Source organism: Methylobacterium nonmethylotrophicum, assembly GCF_004745635.1.
GTDB lineage: Bacteria > Pseudomonadota > Alphaproteobacteria > Rhizobiales > Beijerinckiaceae > Methylobacterium > Methylobacterium nonmethylotrophicum.
This window is the reverse complement of sequence record NZ_SRLB01000041.1, coordinates 18,243-33,125: the sequence shown is the minus strand read 5'-3', so window position 1 is coordinate 33,125 and position 14,883 is coordinate 18,243. Positions and strand designations below refer to the sequence as shown.

At 71.9% G+C, this 14,883-nt stretch carries 15 protein-coding genes; 3 read left to right on the top strand and 12 right to left on the bottom strand.

Going from position 1 to position 14,883, the window contains the following annotated elements; translation table 11 throughout:
* Nucleotides 1-32 precede the first annotated feature (32 nt).
* The 3 genes from EU555_RS31620 to EU555_RS31610 form a co-directional block, all read right to left on the bottom strand.
* Entirely contained in the window at nt 33-479 is a 447-nt protein-coding gene (locus EU555_RS31620) for a Crp/Fnr family transcriptional regulator (protein ID WP_093569017.1), read from the bottom strand.
* Nucleotides 476-3,580: an ABC transporter ATP-binding protein/permease gene (locus EU555_RS31615; protein ID WP_245524591.1), complete on the bottom strand. Its 3,105-nt coding sequence runs from the start codon at nt 3,578-3,580 to the stop codon at nt 476-478. The genes EU555_RS31620 and EU555_RS31615 overlap by 4 nt, the downstream gene beginning before the upstream one ends.
* A gap of 67 nt (nt 3,581-3,647) precedes the next feature.
* Nucleotides 3,648-3,893, bottom strand: a complete 246-nt coding sequence (locus EU555_RS31610) for a hypothetical protein (protein WP_135419306.1) — start codon at nt 3,891-3,893, stop codon at nt 3,648-3,650.
* A gap of 314 nt (nt 3,894-4,207) precedes the next feature.
* Here EU555_RS31610 and EU555_RS31605 point away from each other — a divergent pair, with 314 nt between their 5' ends.
* Nucleotides 4,208-4,402 carry a con-10 family general stress protein gene (locus EU555_RS31605; RefSeq protein ID WP_135419305.1) on the top strand — a complete coding sequence of 65 codons (195 nt, stop codon included), beginning with the start codon at nt 4,208-4,210 and terminating at the stop codon, nt 4,400-4,402.
* 240 nt (nt 4,403-4,642) lie between these two features.
* Here EU555_RS31605 and EU555_RS31600 read toward each other — a convergent pair whose 3' ends face one another.
* The 3 genes from EU555_RS31600 to EU555_RS31585 form a co-directional block, all read right to left on the bottom strand.
* Complete coding sequence (locus tag EU555_RS31600; protein WP_135419304.1) at nt 4,643-4,852, bottom strand: hypothetical protein; 210 nt, start codon at nt 4,850-4,852, stop codon at nt 4,643-4,645.
* 48 nt (nt 4,853-4,900) lie between these two features.
* Nucleotides 4,901-5,407 carry a hypothetical protein gene (locus EU555_RS31595; RefSeq protein ID WP_245524590.1) on the bottom strand — a complete coding sequence of 169 codons (507 nt, stop codon included), beginning with the start codon at nt 5,405-5,407 and terminating at the stop codon, nt 4,901-4,903.
* Between the two features lie 754 nt (nt 5,408-6,161).
* Nucleotides 6,162-6,965: a response regulator gene (locus EU555_RS31585; protein WP_048446558.1), complete on the bottom strand. Its 804-nt coding sequence runs from the start codon at nt 6,963-6,965 to the stop codon at nt 6,162-6,164.
* Between the two features lie 192 nt (nt 6,966-7,157).
* Between EU555_RS31585 and EU555_RS31580 the strand changes: the two genes are divergently transcribed.
* Complete coding sequence (locus EU555_RS31580) at nt 7,158-7,382, top strand: NepR family anti-sigma factor (protein WP_135419301.1); 225 nt, start codon at nt 7,158-7,160, stop codon at nt 7,380-7,382.
* 99 nt (nt 7,383-7,481) lie between these two features.
* On the opposite strand, the gene EU555_RS31575 is transcribed toward EU555_RS31580, so the two are convergent.
* Complete coding sequence (locus EU555_RS31575; RefSeq protein WP_048429091.1) at nt 7,482-7,658, bottom strand: DUF1328 domain-containing protein; 177 nt, start codon at nt 7,656-7,658, stop codon at nt 7,482-7,484.
* A 200-nt stretch (nt 7,659-7,858) separates the two neighbouring features.
* Here EU555_RS31575 and EU555_RS31570 point away from each other — a divergent pair, with 200 nt between their 5' ends.
* On the top strand, nt 7,859-8,062 hold the full coding sequence (locus EU555_RS31570) for a hypothetical protein (protein WP_135419300.1): 204 nt from the start codon (nt 7,859-7,861) through the stop codon (nt 8,060-8,062).
* A 151-nt stretch (nt 8,063-8,213) separates the two neighbouring features.
* Here EU555_RS31570 and EU555_RS31565 read toward each other — a convergent pair whose 3' ends face one another.
* The 5 genes from EU555_RS31565 to ftsZ all read right to left on the bottom strand — a co-directional run bounded on the left by EU555_RS31565 (nt 8,214) and on the right by ftsZ (nt 14,805).
* Nucleotides 8,214-8,417 (bottom strand): hypothetical protein, encoded by a 204-nt coding sequence (locus tag EU555_RS31565; RefSeq protein ID WP_135419299.1) that lies wholly within the window; start codon nt 8,415-8,417, stop codon nt 8,214-8,216.
* Between the two features lie 221 nt (nt 8,418-8,638).
* Nucleotides 8,639-10,312: a DNA repair protein RecN gene (gene recN / locus EU555_RS31560; RefSeq protein ID WP_135419298.1), complete on the bottom strand. Its 1,674-nt coding sequence runs from the start codon at nt 10,310-10,312 to the stop codon at nt 8,639-8,641.
* Between the two features lie 111 nt (nt 10,313-10,423).
* Nucleotides 10,424-11,326: an outer membrane protein assembly factor BamD gene (locus tag EU555_RS31555; protein WP_135419297.1), complete on the bottom strand. Its 903-nt coding sequence runs from the start codon at nt 11,324-11,326 to the stop codon at nt 10,424-10,426.
* Nucleotides 11,327-11,595: 269 nt separating this feature from the next.
* The gene (gene lpxC / locus EU555_RS31550; RefSeq protein ID WP_135419296.1) at nt 11,596-12,537 is read right to left on the bottom strand and encodes a UDP-3-O-acyl-N-acetylglucosamine deacetylase; all 942 of its coding nucleotides are present in this window, start codon (nt 12,535-12,537) and stop codon (nt 11,596-11,598) included.
* Between the two features lie 408 nt (nt 12,538-12,945).
* On the bottom strand, nt 12,946-14,805 hold the full coding sequence (gene ftsZ, locus EU555_RS31545) for a cell division protein FtsZ (protein ID WP_135419295.1): 1,860 nt from the start codon (nt 14,803-14,805) through the stop codon (nt 12,946-12,948).
* Nucleotides 14,806-14,883 lie beyond the last annotated feature (78 nt).

Genomic DNA, 14,883 nt, shown 5'->3' with positions numbered 1-14,883 from the left:
TTCGCGGGCGCGCCTCGTTGAGTCGTGTCGGTTCAGCCGGTCCGCGTCTGGGCGAGCTGCTGGTTGGTCATCTCGAGGCGGTGGGCGAGTTCGCGCATCACCGCGATGGCGATCTGCGGGAACTGGCTCAGGAGTTCGAGGAAGACCCGACGGTCGATGCGCAGGGCCGTCGTGGGCACCACGGCGGTCACGGTGGCGGAGCGGGGCTGGTCGGCCAGGATGCCCATCTCGCCCACCAGCGCGTTCGCCCCGAGGAGCGCCAGGCGGATCGGCCCCTGCGGCCCGTCGAGGGTCACCGCCGCCTCCCCCTCCAGGATCAGGTAGGCCGCGTCGGCGGCGTCGCCCCGGTCGAAGAAGCGCTGGCCGTCGGCGAAGTGCACCCGCTCGCTGGTGAAGGCGAGCAGCTTCAGGCGGGCCGGGTCCACCTCGCGGAACATCGGCACTTGGCGCAGCGACTGCACCTCGGTCTCAAGCGTCATGCCTTCACACCCTGCTCGACGCGCGCCGCCCCGGGCCCGGTCTCGTCATCCCCGGCGCGCTCCGAGACTGCCGCAGCCGGCGCCGCAGCGCCAGCCCCCGCCGGCGCCTCTCCGCCGGAGGTTTCACCTCCGGTGCCGGAGGTTTCCGATGTGGTGACGGACGCTCCGGTTCCGTCGGCCGAGGTCTCGTCCCCGGTGCGGGAGGCCTCGCCCGGGCTGTCGGACGCCGCTCTCGAGGCGGGTGTCTCCGGGCCGTGGATCTGCGTGCCGGCCGCCCGCAGGACGAGGTCGAACCGGTCGGCGACGCGGTCGTTCGGCAGCACCGCCACCAGGCTGTTCTCGCGGCCGTAGCGTTCCAGCAGCAGGCCCAGCACCGTGCGGGCGCGGTTCTCGCCCATCGGCGAGAGGGCGCCGTCGAGGACGAGCAGGTCCGGCCGGCGGACCAGGGCGCGGACCAGGCTCACCACCGCCCGCTGGCTGCTCGACAGGAAGCGCCCCTCCGGGCCGACCTGGTGGTCGAGCCCGACCCGGGTGATGGCGGGGGCGAGCCGCATCTCCTTGACGAGGGCGGTGCCGATCGCCGTCACGGTCTCGACGGCGTCGGCGACCGATTGGTTGATGCGGCCGAACAGGAGGTTGTCGCGCAAGGGTGCGGCGGCGCAGACCCGGTCGGGATCGTAGAAGTCGACGCCCCCCATCCCGGCCTCGTCGAGGGCGGCGCGCAGCTCGCCCCGCGCCGCGACCAGCCGGTCGCGGAAGGCGTCGTCGATCAGGCCGAGGCGGTGGCGCGGCTCGATATAGGCGAGCGGCAGGGCGATGAGCCGTGTCGCGTCGGCCGAGCCGTAGCGGCCGAGCCCGATCCAGCGGCGCCGGATCCGGTTCAAGGCCGAGCCGCCATGGCGCTCGGCGGAGGCCTCGGTGGCGGTGCGGCGGGCGAGGATCGCCTCGTATTCCGGCAGCTCGTCGGCGGAGAGGAACGAGAACTGCTCGAACAAAGGGTGCCCGCTCGGCAGGCCGCGGAAGATCTCCAGCATGGTGGCGGCGATCCGCTCGCCCATGGCGACGAGGTCGTCGGCAAGGCCGGTGCGGTCGAGCACCTGGCGCACCACCGGGTGCTCGGCGAGCGCCCGTCCGGTGAGCGCGGTGGTGGTCGGCACGCCGAACAGCAGGTTCTCGGCCACCGTCGCCTGGCGGTTGTAGCGGGCGGGGTCGAAGGGCTCGACGAGATGGGCGCGATTCTCGGCCGTCAGGCGCTCGCGGAACGCGATCCGGGCCTCGATCAGCCGGGCGGCGAGGTCCGGGTGCCGGTCGGGGTCGACCCGACCGAGGAGGCCGAAGCGGTAGACCTCCTCGCCCATGCCGATGCGGGTGAGCCAGTCGAGGATCAGGGCGTCGAGGGCGGCGGCATCCGCCACGCCGGCCTGGTCGTAGTCGATCCAGTCGGACGGGAACGGCGCGAGCGGGTTGCCGGTGCGGCGGGCCTCGGCGAGGTCCCGGGCGTCGGCCTCGGCGGTCCCGGGCACCCGCCGGTTGAGGCCGTACACGATGTTGTCGCGCAGCGAGCCCGGGAACAGCACCGGATCGACCCCCGCATAGGCGATGCGCCGGGCGAGCGCGGCGCCGGACCATTCCGACAGGTCGTGGCCTTCGAGGGTGATCCGGCCGGAGGTGGGGTCGACCCGCCGGGCCAGCACCCGCGCGAAGGTCGAGGCCGCCGGGCCGCCGTCGCTGACGATGCCGACGAGGGAGGGCAGGGTCAGGCCGAGGGAGACGTTCGCGAGGACCGGCCCGTGCGGCTCCTGCACGCCGAGACCTTCCGCCGCGAGCCGCCCGCACAGGCTCTCGTCGCGGCCTGCCCCGTCGGGCCCGAGCAGGCGCTCGGGCAGGAATTGCTGCAGCACCTGCTCGTACTTCACCTGCACGTCGAGGCGCTGCTGGTCCCAGTCGATCAGCTCCTTCAGGGGCGGCGGCAGGTCGCGATAGGCGGCGATCACCGCCACGAGCTGGCCGATGCTGAGCTGCCCTTTCAGCGCGAAGTAGCCGCCGATGCAGTAGAACAGGAACGGCGTCATCTGCGCGAGCAGGTTGTTCAGGAACTTGACCATGAACTTGCGCCGGTAGATGCGCAGACGCAGGTCGAACAGGCCGCCGAGGCGGTGGCCGATCTCGGCCCGCTCCCAGGCCTCGGCGCCGTTGGCGTGGACCGCCTCGATGCCGTCCACCACCTCGCCGACCCGGCCGGCGAGGCGGCGCGAGGCGAGCTGGCGCTGGCGCCCGAGGCGGAGCAACTCGCGCCGCAGGCGCGGGATCACCACGAACTGCACGCCCACCACTGCGGCGGCGAGGAGCCCGAGCCAGACATTCTGGAGCAGGATGAACGCCATCGCGGTGGCGGCCTGGGTCCCGAGGAAGGCCGGCAGGATGTAGGCGTCACCGATGAAGCCGCCGATCGGCTCGACCTCGTCGCGGATGATGGTGGCGACCTCGGAGGCCTTGGTCTGGCGCAAAGCGTCGGGCGAGAAGCGCAGGATCAGCGAGAAGAGCTGGAAGCGCAGGCGCCGCAGCATGCGCTCGCCGAGCGCCCCCTTGGCCACGTTGATCCAGTACTTGAAGGCGCCGTTGATCAGCACCAGCAGCAGGAACATCGAGGAGAGCCCGAACAGCAGCTCGAACCGGTCGACGTCGAAGCCACCGAACAGCATGCGCTCGCCGCCGAACCAGTCCGGCATCTGCAGGCGCAGGATCAGGAACTTGGCGGTCTCGTTGCCCTTCTCGAAGGCGTGGCCCTGGATCGCCTCGTTGACGATGCGCCGCGGCAGGTCGAGGGAGGCGAAGTAGAGCGGCAGCGAGGCCAGCACCACGCAGCAGATCAGGATCTGGTCGCGCTTCGAGTGCCGCCAGATGTAGCGGAAGAGGCTGCGGTCGAGGCCGCCGGAGGCGTCGGCGGCCTCCGGGTCGTTGCCGGCGGGAGCGGCGGCATCGCGGGCGACCGGCTGTCCGGCGCCGCGGTCGGGCGCCGCGCGATCGACGGCGGAGGCCCCGCCTGGCGCCGCGGTGGCTCCGCCGCCCGACCGCTCCGCCGTTCCCGCCCCGCTGCTCATGGTCCGCCGCCCCAGATCCCCTCCGCCTGTGTAGAGGGCCGGAGCGGGACTGGGAACCGCCGCTGCGTCAGAGCCCGCGGGGACGGGAGCCCGCCTCTTCCTGACGGGTGTATTCCTTGCGGGTGGTCAGGCCGCCCTTCGGCTCGCCGCCGAACTGGCGGTTGGGCTGGGGCGAGTCGCCGGGCTCCTCGGTCGTGGTCGGGTGCGGGCTGCCCTCCTCGGCCGGCATCGGCGGCAGGGTGCCGCGGTTCGGCGCCGGGGCGGTCTCCGGGTGGGCGGCGGCCTCGCGGCTCACCATGGTCCTGTTGGTCATCGGCTGCTCCGGGAAGGGGATGCGGCGGTCGGGCGGCGGGTGCCCGTGGCGCACGGGCGCCGTCCGCCCCGGGGGGTCAGGGGCGAACGCCGACCCGCCGGCCGGGTTCCGCCCGCGCGGGCCGCGCCGCGCGGACGGGTTTCGGAGTGCGAAGACCATGTTCGTTCAAGTCCTCGGCCCGACGCGGCCGCCCCGCGCCTAACCTGGACTGACCCGATTCGGGACCTTCACGCCTCGCGACCGGCATGCGTGGCAGGAACCATCATTTGCGCTGAAGGTTGTCCGCACTGAGAGCACCGGCCAAGGAGGCAATCATGGCTACCGGAAACTCGACTTCGAAGCGCGGCTTCGCGTCCATGGACATGGAGCGGCAGCGCGAGATCGCCAGCAAGGGCGGCCGCAGCGTGCCGGCCGAAAAGCGGTCCTTCTCGCAGGATCGCGAGCTGGCCTCGTCGGCCGGCCGCAAGGGCGGTCAGGCCTCGGGCAGCGGGCGCGCCAACGAGGAGTGAGCGGGCGCCGCACTCCGGCCGGCCCAGCCCGCCGGAGCCGACGCCGCTCGCCTGACCGGGCCTCGCCCGGTTGGCACGGAACCGCTCGTGCGGATCATCTGGGACCCACGCTCATGCGCCGGAGGGAGGTCGCCTCTCCTCCGGCGCATGAGCGTGGGCCATCGCGACGATCGAGGCACGACGAAGCACCCCGGGCGCCTCGCGCCCGGGGTGCTTCGTTCACGGGGTGTTCGTCCGGCGTCAGGCCGCGAGCGGGCGGGCCGAGACCACGAGGTGGCGCCGCGCGAGGGCGGCGGAGATCACGTCGTCGACCGGCCGGACGGCGGTGATGCCGGCCAGCAGGCTCACGAGGCGGTCGATGTCGGGTTCGACCTGGGTGTCGCGCTGGCTCCGCTCGGGCGGCGGGAACGGCTGAGGCGACGGGGCCTCGTACTCGCGAAAATCGATCATGGCGGGTCGCTCCCTCGATGTTTCTTGGTTCCTTGGGTCCGCGCGCGGCTAGAGGGCCGCGATACGGTTGGGCAGCACGTCGCCGGCATCGGCGAGGCAGCGGCTCGGCAGCAGCCGGCGGGCCTCGTGGCCGGCCAGGCCGCTGATCGCGCCCTCGCAGCCCTCCGGCATCCGACGGATCGCCTGGCCGGGCGGAGTGGGTTCGCGCTGGGCGACCGGGGCGCCGGCCCGCTCCCGGACGGTGACGTGGGGAATGGCGGCGTCGCGGGCGACCAGGGTCGTGTTCTGGGTGGCGTCGGCCTGGTAGACGACGTCGCCGGCGGCGTTGCGCAGCGTGACCTTGGCGGCGCCGAGGCCCGTGATCTCGACCGCGACCGGCACCTGCGCCTTCACGGCCGGCCGCGCCGGCGCGAGACGGTCACCCTTGATCGCCGCCTGCTCGACGCCGGCCGGACGGGCGAGCGCCTCCACGGAGTGCTCGATCAGCGGTTGCCCAACCAGGGCGAGGAACGCGGCCGGAACGGTGATGCCGAGGAAGAAGTGCGGGCGGAGCATACGCGTGGCCCTCGCGGCGAAGCTTGAGAATGCTTCCTTAACGCGCGGCTGGACCAAGTAGTTCCCGTTCCCGTGCCCGAACGGGACAGTCGACACCGAGAATGCCGGAGACCCCGTCAACCGCTCGTTAACCCCGGGCAGGAGCCCCGACCGCCGGATCAAGCGAAGCAATTTCGCCACAGGCAACGAAAAAGAAACGCATCGCGCCGCGGCCCGGAACCTTTTGCGCAGGATTCCCGTTGATATGGCAACCCGGCCACCTGGTCCTCCCCGCATTCCCCTTGTGCATTGGCCGGAAACTCTTCCAACGGGCCGGATCCTGATCCGGCCCGTTCTTTCGTATCGGGGACCCGATTCTCAAGAACTGCCAAGTCTAGCCGTAATGGCGAAGCTCTCGCCGAAGTCGCGATGTGGGCGGGACCGTCAGCGCATGCGATGCAGCGGGGGTTAGCCCGCGTTACACGGGACCGGCACGCCCAATCGGGCGGCGGGCACGCTCGGGCCCGCCTCGTCCCGCATCAGCGCAGGCGCGCGAGCGGCTTCCGGCCGGGCGCGTGAGGACGCAGCCTTCGAGGTCACCACTCGGACCTTCCATCGGACCTCCCACGCGATGGAAGCGCGAAAGGGACCGACGGACCCGGAACGCAGCTCACACGACGACAGCGCGCCACCCCGGAACGACGACGTCCCGGCACCCGCTTCGTCTGCGGCGGGCCCGGGACTCTCGTTGGTCGTGCGCGACGGTGGACCGTGCTCAGGCGCTGGCGCGGGCCTCGCGGCGGCGGGCGCTCTGCTGGAAGAACAGGGCCTGGCTGATCACCGCCGAGACGTTGGCCGGCTGGAACGGCTTGGCGATCAGGAAGGCCGGCTCCGGCCGCTCGCCGGTGAGGAAGCGCTCCGGATAGGCGGTGATGAAGATCACCGGCACCTCGAACGACTTCAGGAGGTCGTTGACGGCGTCGAGGCCCGAGGAGCCGTCGGCGAGCTGGATGTCGGCGAGGATCAGGCCCGGGCGCTTGGTCGAGGCGAGCTTGACCGCCTCGGTCCGGGTGCGGGCGACGCCGGTGACATTGTGGCCCAGGCCCTCGACCAGGGCCTCGAGGTCCATGGCGATCAGCGGCTCGTCCTCGATGATGAGGATCTCTGTCGCCATGTCGGCGGCCAGTTCCCGGCCCGCCTCGTCGACGAGGTCGCGGACCTCCGAGACGTCGACGCCCAGGATGGTGGCGGCGTCCTCCTCCGAGAAGCCCTCGAGGCAGGAGAGCAGGAAGGCCTGGCGCGGCAGCGGCGTGATCTGACCCAGCCGCACCTCGGCCGGCAGGTCGTGCTGCGCCTGCTCGGTCTGGCCGTTGACCGAGAGCGAATTCCAGATCCGGGTGAAGACGCGGAACAGGTCGGCCTTGACGTTGGTGCTGCGCCCGAGGGTTTCGGGCTCGTTCACGAGCGTCTCGAGGGTCGCGGCCACGTAGGCATCCCCCGCTACCTGGCTGCCCGTGAGGGCGCGCGCATAGCGGCGCAGGTAAGGCAGGTGCTGCACCACGAGTTGTGCTGTCGACATTCAGGTCCCCTTGGTTTTGTCGTTTGCGCGCGTCGGCCCTCGCCTTCTCAACGCCTCGGGGGCGCGTTCGTTCCGGACCGGCGCGGAACTGACTCCCCCGGCGTGCGTTGTCGCCGCAAGCGCGCGACCCGGCATACCGGGCGCCATGGCATCGCCCTGTCCGCATGTCCAGGACGGGCGAAGGGGAATTGCATGATCGATTGCAAGGGGATGCAGGGCCCAAAGGCGGCCCCGGGGGAGGATGACCCCGCCGCCGGGCCCGAGCAGCCCGCCCTCGACCGCAGCGTCCAGGGGCGCCTCGGCTCGCACCTGCGCGCGATGTACGACGAGCTGATGCAGCAACCGATCCCCGACCGCTTCGTCAACCTGCTCGCCGAGCTGGAGCGCGGCACCGACGAGCCGTCGGCCGACGCGTGAACCGTATGCCGCATGTCTGCGAGAGCGCCGCCCTCTCGGTGAGGGGCGGCGCAAGGTTCGGGTGATGCCGAAACCGTGACGGAGTTCGGTGGTGCGACGTCAGAGCGTCGGCGAGCGGCCCCGCATCAGGCCGACCACGGCGGAGATGGCGAACAGCACGACGGCGACGAAGAAGATGAGCTTGGCGGCCTCGACCGCCGTGCCGGCGATGCCGCCGAAGCCGAACAGCGCGGCCACCAGAGCCACGACGAGGAAAGTGACAGCCCAACCCAGCATGGCGCGACCCCTCTTGTCCCATTGTCTCGGCCCGCGGCCGATCATGAGCAGACAACGTCAAGCCTGACTTTGGGTTCCGCTTTGTCGCAGGTGGCGCGAGCGGATCGGGCACCCCACATCCGGGACAGGCCGGTGGCGGCGGGGCGGAACTCCGGTTTCGCACCATACGTTCTCATCGGCGTCTGGATGGAGGCTTAGCGATGATCCGTTCCAATGCCCTGCGCGCCGGCCTCGTGCTGCTCGCCCTGCTGACGGGTCTTCTCACGGTCTCGCCGATGGTCGTGACCGGCATCGCCGCGGCGGCCGCCGCCCTGGGCCTCGCCGGGGCCCTCGCGCTCGCCGGCTCCCGGGCGCAGGCGCCCGTCCTCGTTCCGGTGCGGGTTCGCGACCGCCGGCGGCGCTGACGGCACGGCGCCCTGCCCTCTTCGGATCGCGGCGGAGCATCCGCGCCGCGCTCCTCTCCGTCGTCCCGCCTTCGCTCCGCCGGTCTGACGGAGCGACGCACCGATCCCAGGCCCGCATCCCAAGGCTCTCGATGCCGCTCGGGGCGATCCGTCAGCGCTGACGCTGCATCTCGCGCTCGCGGTGCCGCAGGCGCAGCAGCAGGTCGACCTGCTCGAGAGGGATCGGCTGGGTGTCCACCGTGCGCTCGTAGAGCGAGCGCAGCGTCCGCCCGAGCCGTTGCTGAGCCTCGACGCACAAGGCCGGCAGGATCGGCTCCTGAGCGGCATTTCCGGACTGAATCGCTTCCTGCTTCATCGGACCACGGGCCCCGTGCCGTCGCGCGGGTCCGGGGGAAGGCTGACCCGCGCCGAGACGAAGCACTCTCGCCGGACATGGTAAAGGAAGAGTTAAGATTTGTTCTTTGTTCACCATGCCGGAGGCGGTAAGGGCCGGCGGCCGAATCACCGGCAAAGCTTAACCACACGGTAGGGTCTGTCGAGGCTCCGCTTCGGCTTTCGGTAGCGGTACTTTCGTTGTCACGCCTCGGCGGCCTGGAGCAGGCGGGCTGCGGCGGCGCGGGCCTCCTCGGTCACCGTGGCGCCGGCGAGCATCCGGGCGATCTCCTCCTGGCGCGGGACCGCGGCCAGGGGCTTGACCCGGGTGGCGACCCGGTCCGAGCCCTTCACCGCCTCCTTGGCGATCAGGAAATGCGTCGAGGCGCGGGCGGCGACCTGGGGGGCGTGGGTGACCGCCACGACCTGGACCTTGGCCGAGAGCCGGGCGAGGCGGGCGCCGATCGCATCCGCGACCGCGCCGCCGACGCCGGTGTCGATCTCGTCGAAGATCAGCGTCGGGGCCGAGCCCTTGTCGGCCAGCACCACCTTGAGGGCGAGCATGAAGCGCGACAGCTCGCCGCCGGAGGCCACCTTCATCATCGGGCCGGGCCGCGTCCCCGGGTTGGTTTGGGCCCAGAACTCGACCCGGTCGAGGCCGGCCGGGTCGCGGGCGTCCGGATCGGTGGCGATCTCGGTGATGAAGCGGGCGCGCTCGAGCTTCAGCGGCGGCAATTCGGCCTGCACCGCCTTGTCGAGGGCGGCCGCCGCCTTGCGCCGGCCCTTGCTCAGGCCTTGCGCCTTCTCGAGATAGGCGGCGTCGGCGTTCGCGAGGTCGGCCTCCAGCCGGCCGAGCGCCTCCTCGCCGGCGTCGATGACCGCGACGTCGCCCTCGTAGCGCTCGCGCAGGGCCGCGAGGTCGTCGACCGCGACGTTGTACTTCCGTCCGGCGGCGCGCAGGCCGAACAGGCGCTCCTCGACCCGCTCCAGCTCGCGCGGATCGAACTCCGCCGCCTGCAGGGCATCCTCCAGGCTGGTGCGGGCCTCGTCCAGGGCGACGAGGGCGTTGTCGAGGGCGGTGATGCTGGGCTCGACGAGGCCGGGGGCCTGGGCGGCCCGCCGCTCGAGCTTGCGGAGCGCCGCCGAGAGATGGGCGGTGGGCGAGCCCTGGCCGGCGACGGCGTCGAGGGCCTCGTTGAGTTCGCGGGCGACCTTCTCGCCCTGCTGCATCGCGGTGCGGCGCTCGGCGAGCTCGGTCTCCTCCCCCGGCTTCGGGTCGAGGGCGGCGAGCTCCTCGACAGCGTGGCGCAGGAAATCGACCTCCTTGCGGGCCGCCTCGACCCGGGCGCGGTGCTCGGCGAGCACGGTGCGGGCCTGGCGCACCCGGCGGGCGGCCTCGGCCACCGCGGCCTGGCGGGCGGTGAGCCCGCCGAAGGCGTCGAGGATCGCCCGGTGGGTGGTGGAATCGGACAAGGCCCGGTCGTCGTGCTGGCCGTGGATCTCGACGAGCGCCGCCCCGATGGCGCGCAGCACCTGCACGCCGACCGGCTGGTCGTTGACGAAGGCGCGGGTGCGCCCGTCCGCGACCTGGATGCGGCGCAGGATCAGGTCGCCCTCGGTGTCGATGTCGGCGGCGGCCGCGAGAGCCCGGGCCGGATGGTCGGGGGCGGCATCGAACACCGCCGTGACCTGCCCCTGCGCCTCGCCCTGGCGCACCAGGCGCCCGTCGCCGCGACCGCCGAGTGCCAGCGTGAAGGCGTCGAGGAGGATCGACTTGCCGGCGCCGGTCTCGCCGGTGAGGACGCTCAGGCCTTCGCGGAAGTTCAGCTCGAGCTTGTCGATCAGGACGATGTCGCGGATCGCGAGCTGAACCAGCATGCCACCCTTGCCGGGACGATGAAGAGGGATCGGGGCGGGTATCTACAGCCGAACGGGCCGCGGCGCGAGTGCGCGCCACGGCCGCATGATCGGCGAGGGACCGCGAGGCCCTTACTGCGCCTCGGCGGTGCGGGTGTCCATCCCGATGATGCCGCGGAACGCCTTGCTGATCCACGACCCCTTCTCCTCGCGCGGCTGCAGGCCGCCGCTCTGGAGGAGGTTGTAGGCGTCCTTGTACCAGGGCGAATCGGGGAAGTTGTGGCCGAGCACCGCCGCGGCGGTCTGGGCCTCGCCGGTGATGCCGAGCGCCATGTAGGCCTCGGCCAGGCGTTCCAGCGCCTCCTCGACGTGGCGGGTCGTCTGGTACTTGCTCACCACGTCGCGGAAGCGGTTGATCGCCGCCGGGAAGTTGCGCCGCTCGAGATAGTAGCGGCCGATCTCCATCTCCTTGCCGGCGAGCTGGTCGCGGGTGATCTGGATCTTGGCCTTGGCGTCGGCGGCGTATTCGGAGGTCGGGTACTTCTGCACCAGCTCGGTGAGCGCCACGAGGGCCTTCTCGGACCGCTCCTGGTCGCGGGTCACGTCCGGGATCTGCTTGTAGTGCGACATCGCCAGCAGGTACTGGGCGTAGGCCGCGTCCTTCGAGCCCGGATGGCGCTGCAGGTAGCGCTTCGAGGCGCTGATCGCGTCCTCGTAGCGGGCGCCCTCGTAGTTGGAATAGGCGGTCATCAGCACCGCCTTCCGCGACCAGTCGGAATAGGCGTACTGCTTGTCGAGGTCCTCGAACTTCTTCGTCGCGGCGTCGTAGTCGCGGTCCTCGAGCTTGGCGAGGCCCTGGCTGTAGAGCTTGTCGGCCGGAATGTCGGGCGTGACCTCGGTCTTGTACTTCTCGGACGCGAACGGGTTGATGGAGTCGATCGCGTCGCAGCCGGCGAGTCCGAGGCCGCACGCCGCCAGCAGCACGGTCCGCAGAACGGTCACCTTCGCGTCGCGAAGCGGGTGGGCGAACGGCATTCGGGTTCTTCCCCAAGCAGGCGGCTCTACGTGCCGCTGATCCACGAGCCCCTTAGCGCAGCCCGGCGCGGCGCGCCAAGCCCGCGACGGCCGCAACGCTCGCGGGAGCGAACGGCCATCGGTCAGGAACGTCCTGACCCTGGGGGGCGAATGGGGCACCAAGACGGCGCGGCGTGGTGCGGGTTCCGTCCGTCGCCGCGGCAGGGCGGCGAAATCATCCCGATGTGGCCCGGCTGCAACGCGGGCGGCGCGGGCGAGGAGCGGGCGCTCTAGAGTTCGGGCGCGTAGACCGCGGTGCCGAGGCCGACGCCGAATTCGGCGAAGACCGGCTCGCGCCGGGCGCTCGCGCCTTCGACGATGGCGTAGTTCGCCCGGTCGGCGAAGAGGGCGGTCAGGACCGCCACGTTGAGGCCGTGGCCGCCGCAATACGACTGGTAGGCGCCGAGGATCGGCAGGCCGGCCAGCGCCAGGTCGCCGACCGCGTCGAGGAGCTTGTGGCGGACGAACTCGTCCGGGTAGCGCAGGCCCTCGGGGTTGACGACGCCGCCGTCGCCCACCGCGACGGTGTTCTCGAGCGAGGCGCCCAGCGCGAAGCCGGCCTTCCAGTAGCGCTCGACGTCGCGCATCATCCCGAAGGTGCGGGCGCGGGCGATCTCGCGGCGATAGGCGGCGGGGGTCAGGGTCAGGGCCTTGCGGCTGCGGCCGATGACCGGGCTCTCGAAGTCGATCTCGACGTCGAGGTGGAAGCCGCGCTCGAAGGGGCGCAGCTCGGCGAAGGCGCGGCCCTTCTCGGTCCGGACGGTCTTGAGCACCTTGATGAAGCGGCGGGGCGTGCCGCAGGAGGTGGTGCCCACCGCCTCGATCGCCGCCACGAAGGGGGCGGCGCTGCCGTCGAGGATCGGCATCTCGGGCCCGTCGATCTCGACGAGGCAGTTGTCGATGCCGAGCCCGTAGAGGGCGGACATCAGGTGCTCGATGGTGGCGACGGCGCCGGTCTCGCGGCTGCCGATGACGGTGCAGAGCTCGGTGGCGGTGACCTGGGCGTGGTGGGCCTGGATCAGGCGGTCGTTCGCGAGGCCGGTGCGGAGGAAGGCGATGCCGTGATGCGCCTCCGCGGGATGGAGAGTGATCGAGACGGGGTTGCCGGAATGGACGCCGATGCCTGACAGGCTCGCGGCGGAGCGTAGGGTCGTCTGCTGACTTGTTCTCATTACCTCAGCCCTCGGCCGCGACTCACCAGCGTGACCCGTTTCCAGGCCCACGTTCGAGGCGATCCGTCCGTTGCTTGAAGCCCCTTTGGGTGTCAGTGCCGGCGTTCCCGCGGCCTTCGCCCTTGTGCGTAGGACAGCTATAGTCGCGCTCGAAAGCACGGCCAAATCACGGATTCTTACGCTCTGTAACAGACCGGCGGCCCGGATTGGGTCGCGAAAACCCGTTTTGGATCAGAAGCTTGAACAACGCGTAAACCCCGAGGCCGGGTGGCCTCGGGGTGTGTCTTTTGGGCGGCACAGGCGGGTTCCGTGGCGGGATCGTGGCACCCGCACCGGCCCCGAGGGGCGCCGCCTCGCGGCAGAGCACCCGGCCCGGCGCGGGCTCCGCCCCGTCTCGCCCGGCGCCGGTCAGTTCGCCTGGCGACGCAGGAAGGCCGGGATCTCGAGCTGGTCGTCGTCCATCATGCGGGCGCCGGCCGGCACCGAGCGGCCCTGCGGGTCGAGGTTGCCCTGTGCCGGGCGGTAGCCCTGGGTTTGAGCCGGATAGCCGGCCTGCGGGGCATAGGCCTGGGGGGCGGGCTGGCGCGGCGCCGGGGCGGCGTGCTGCTGCGCCGGGGCCTGACGCACCGGGGCCTGGTGCATGGGAGACTGGTGCATGGGAGACTGGGTCATCGGCCGCTGCGCCGGCTGGGGAGCGGGGGCGGCGGGCGCCGCCTGCGCCGGGTGGCCGGCCTCGTCCTCGCGCCGGCCGCCGAAGCCGACGGTGGCGAGGCGGCGCAGGAGCGAGGTGCGCTTGGCGTCCGGCGTCGCCTGATGCACCGGCTCCTCGCCGCGGCTCGCCCGGATCTGGTTCTGGGCCGGCATCGGCAGGTCCTGGATCCGGGGCATCACCGGCGGGCGCACCACCGCCGGGGAGGGCGGGATGAACGGGCCGGAGGCGATCGGCATCTGCGGCTCGGGCGCCGGGGCCGGGGCCGGCTCGTAGACCGGGGCGCTGCGCGGCTGGGCCGGGGTGATCTGCACCTCGTCGCGCATCAGGCTGCCGGCCTGGTGAACGCCGGGCATCTCCATCCGGACGGGCTCGGGCGCCGCGATCGGGGCATGCATCGGGGCATGCGCCACCGGCTCCGGCGCCGGGGCCCGCGCTACCGGGGCCTCGGCGGAACGAAAGGAGGGGCTGGCGGCGGTCGCGGTGGCGGCGGCGCGGGCCCGGGCCTCGGCCCGCAGGCGCTCGGCCACCTCGGCGATGCGCTGCTCGGTCTGGGCGATCTCCGGCGAGCCGATCGCGTTGGCGTTGATCAGGGCCGGCTCGATGCCGGTGGCGACCACCGAGACCCGGATGATGCCGTCGAGGCTCTCGTCGAAGGTCGCGCCCAGGATGATGTTGGCGTCCGAATCGACCTCCTCGCGGATGCGGGTCGCGGCCTCGTCGAGCTCGTAGAGGGTCAGGTCGTTGCCGCCGGTGATCGAGATCAGCAGGCCGCGGGCGCCCTTCATCGACACGTCGTCGAGGAGCGGGTTGGCGATCGCGGCTTCCGCGGCGCGGTTGGCGCGCTTCTCGCCCGACGCCTCGCCGGTGCCCATCATCGCCTTGCCCATGCCGCGCATGATCGCCCGCACGTCGGCGAAGTCGAGGTTGATGAGACCCTCCTTCACCATCAGGTCGGTGATGCAGGCGACGCCCGAGTAGAGCACCTGGTCGGCCATCGCGAAGGCGTCCGCGAAGGTGGTCTTCTCGTTGGCGACCCGGAACAGGTTCTGGTTCGGGATCACGATCAGGGTGTCGACGGCCTGCTGCAGCTCGTTGATGCCGGCCTCGGCGGTGCGCATGCGGCGCACGCCCTCGAACTGGAACGGCTTCGTCACGACGCCGACCGTCAGGATGCCCATGTCGCGGGCGGTGCGGGCGATGACCGGGGCAGCGCCGGTGCCGGTGCCGCCGCCCATGCCGGCGGTGATGAAGCACATATGGGCGCCCGAGAGCTGGTCGCGGATCTCGTCGATCACCTCCTCGGCGGCCGCGCGGCCGACATCGGGCTGCGAGCCGGCGCCGAGGCCTTGCGTCACACCGATGCCCATCTGGATCACGCGCTCGGCCTTCGAGGAGGTCAGGGCCTGGGCGTCGGTGTTGGCGACCACGAACTCGCAGCCGAGGAGCCCCGACTCGATCATGTTGTTGACGGCGTTGCCGCCGGCGCCGCCGACGCCGAACACGGTGATGCGGGGCTTCAGTTCGCGGATGTCCGGAGCTTGCAGGGAGATGGCCATGATGCGCGAGCCTCTGATGATCGTGACTGGTTGCGCCTGGTTCGGCGCCGTTTGCCGTCCCGCCCGCCCGGCGCGGCC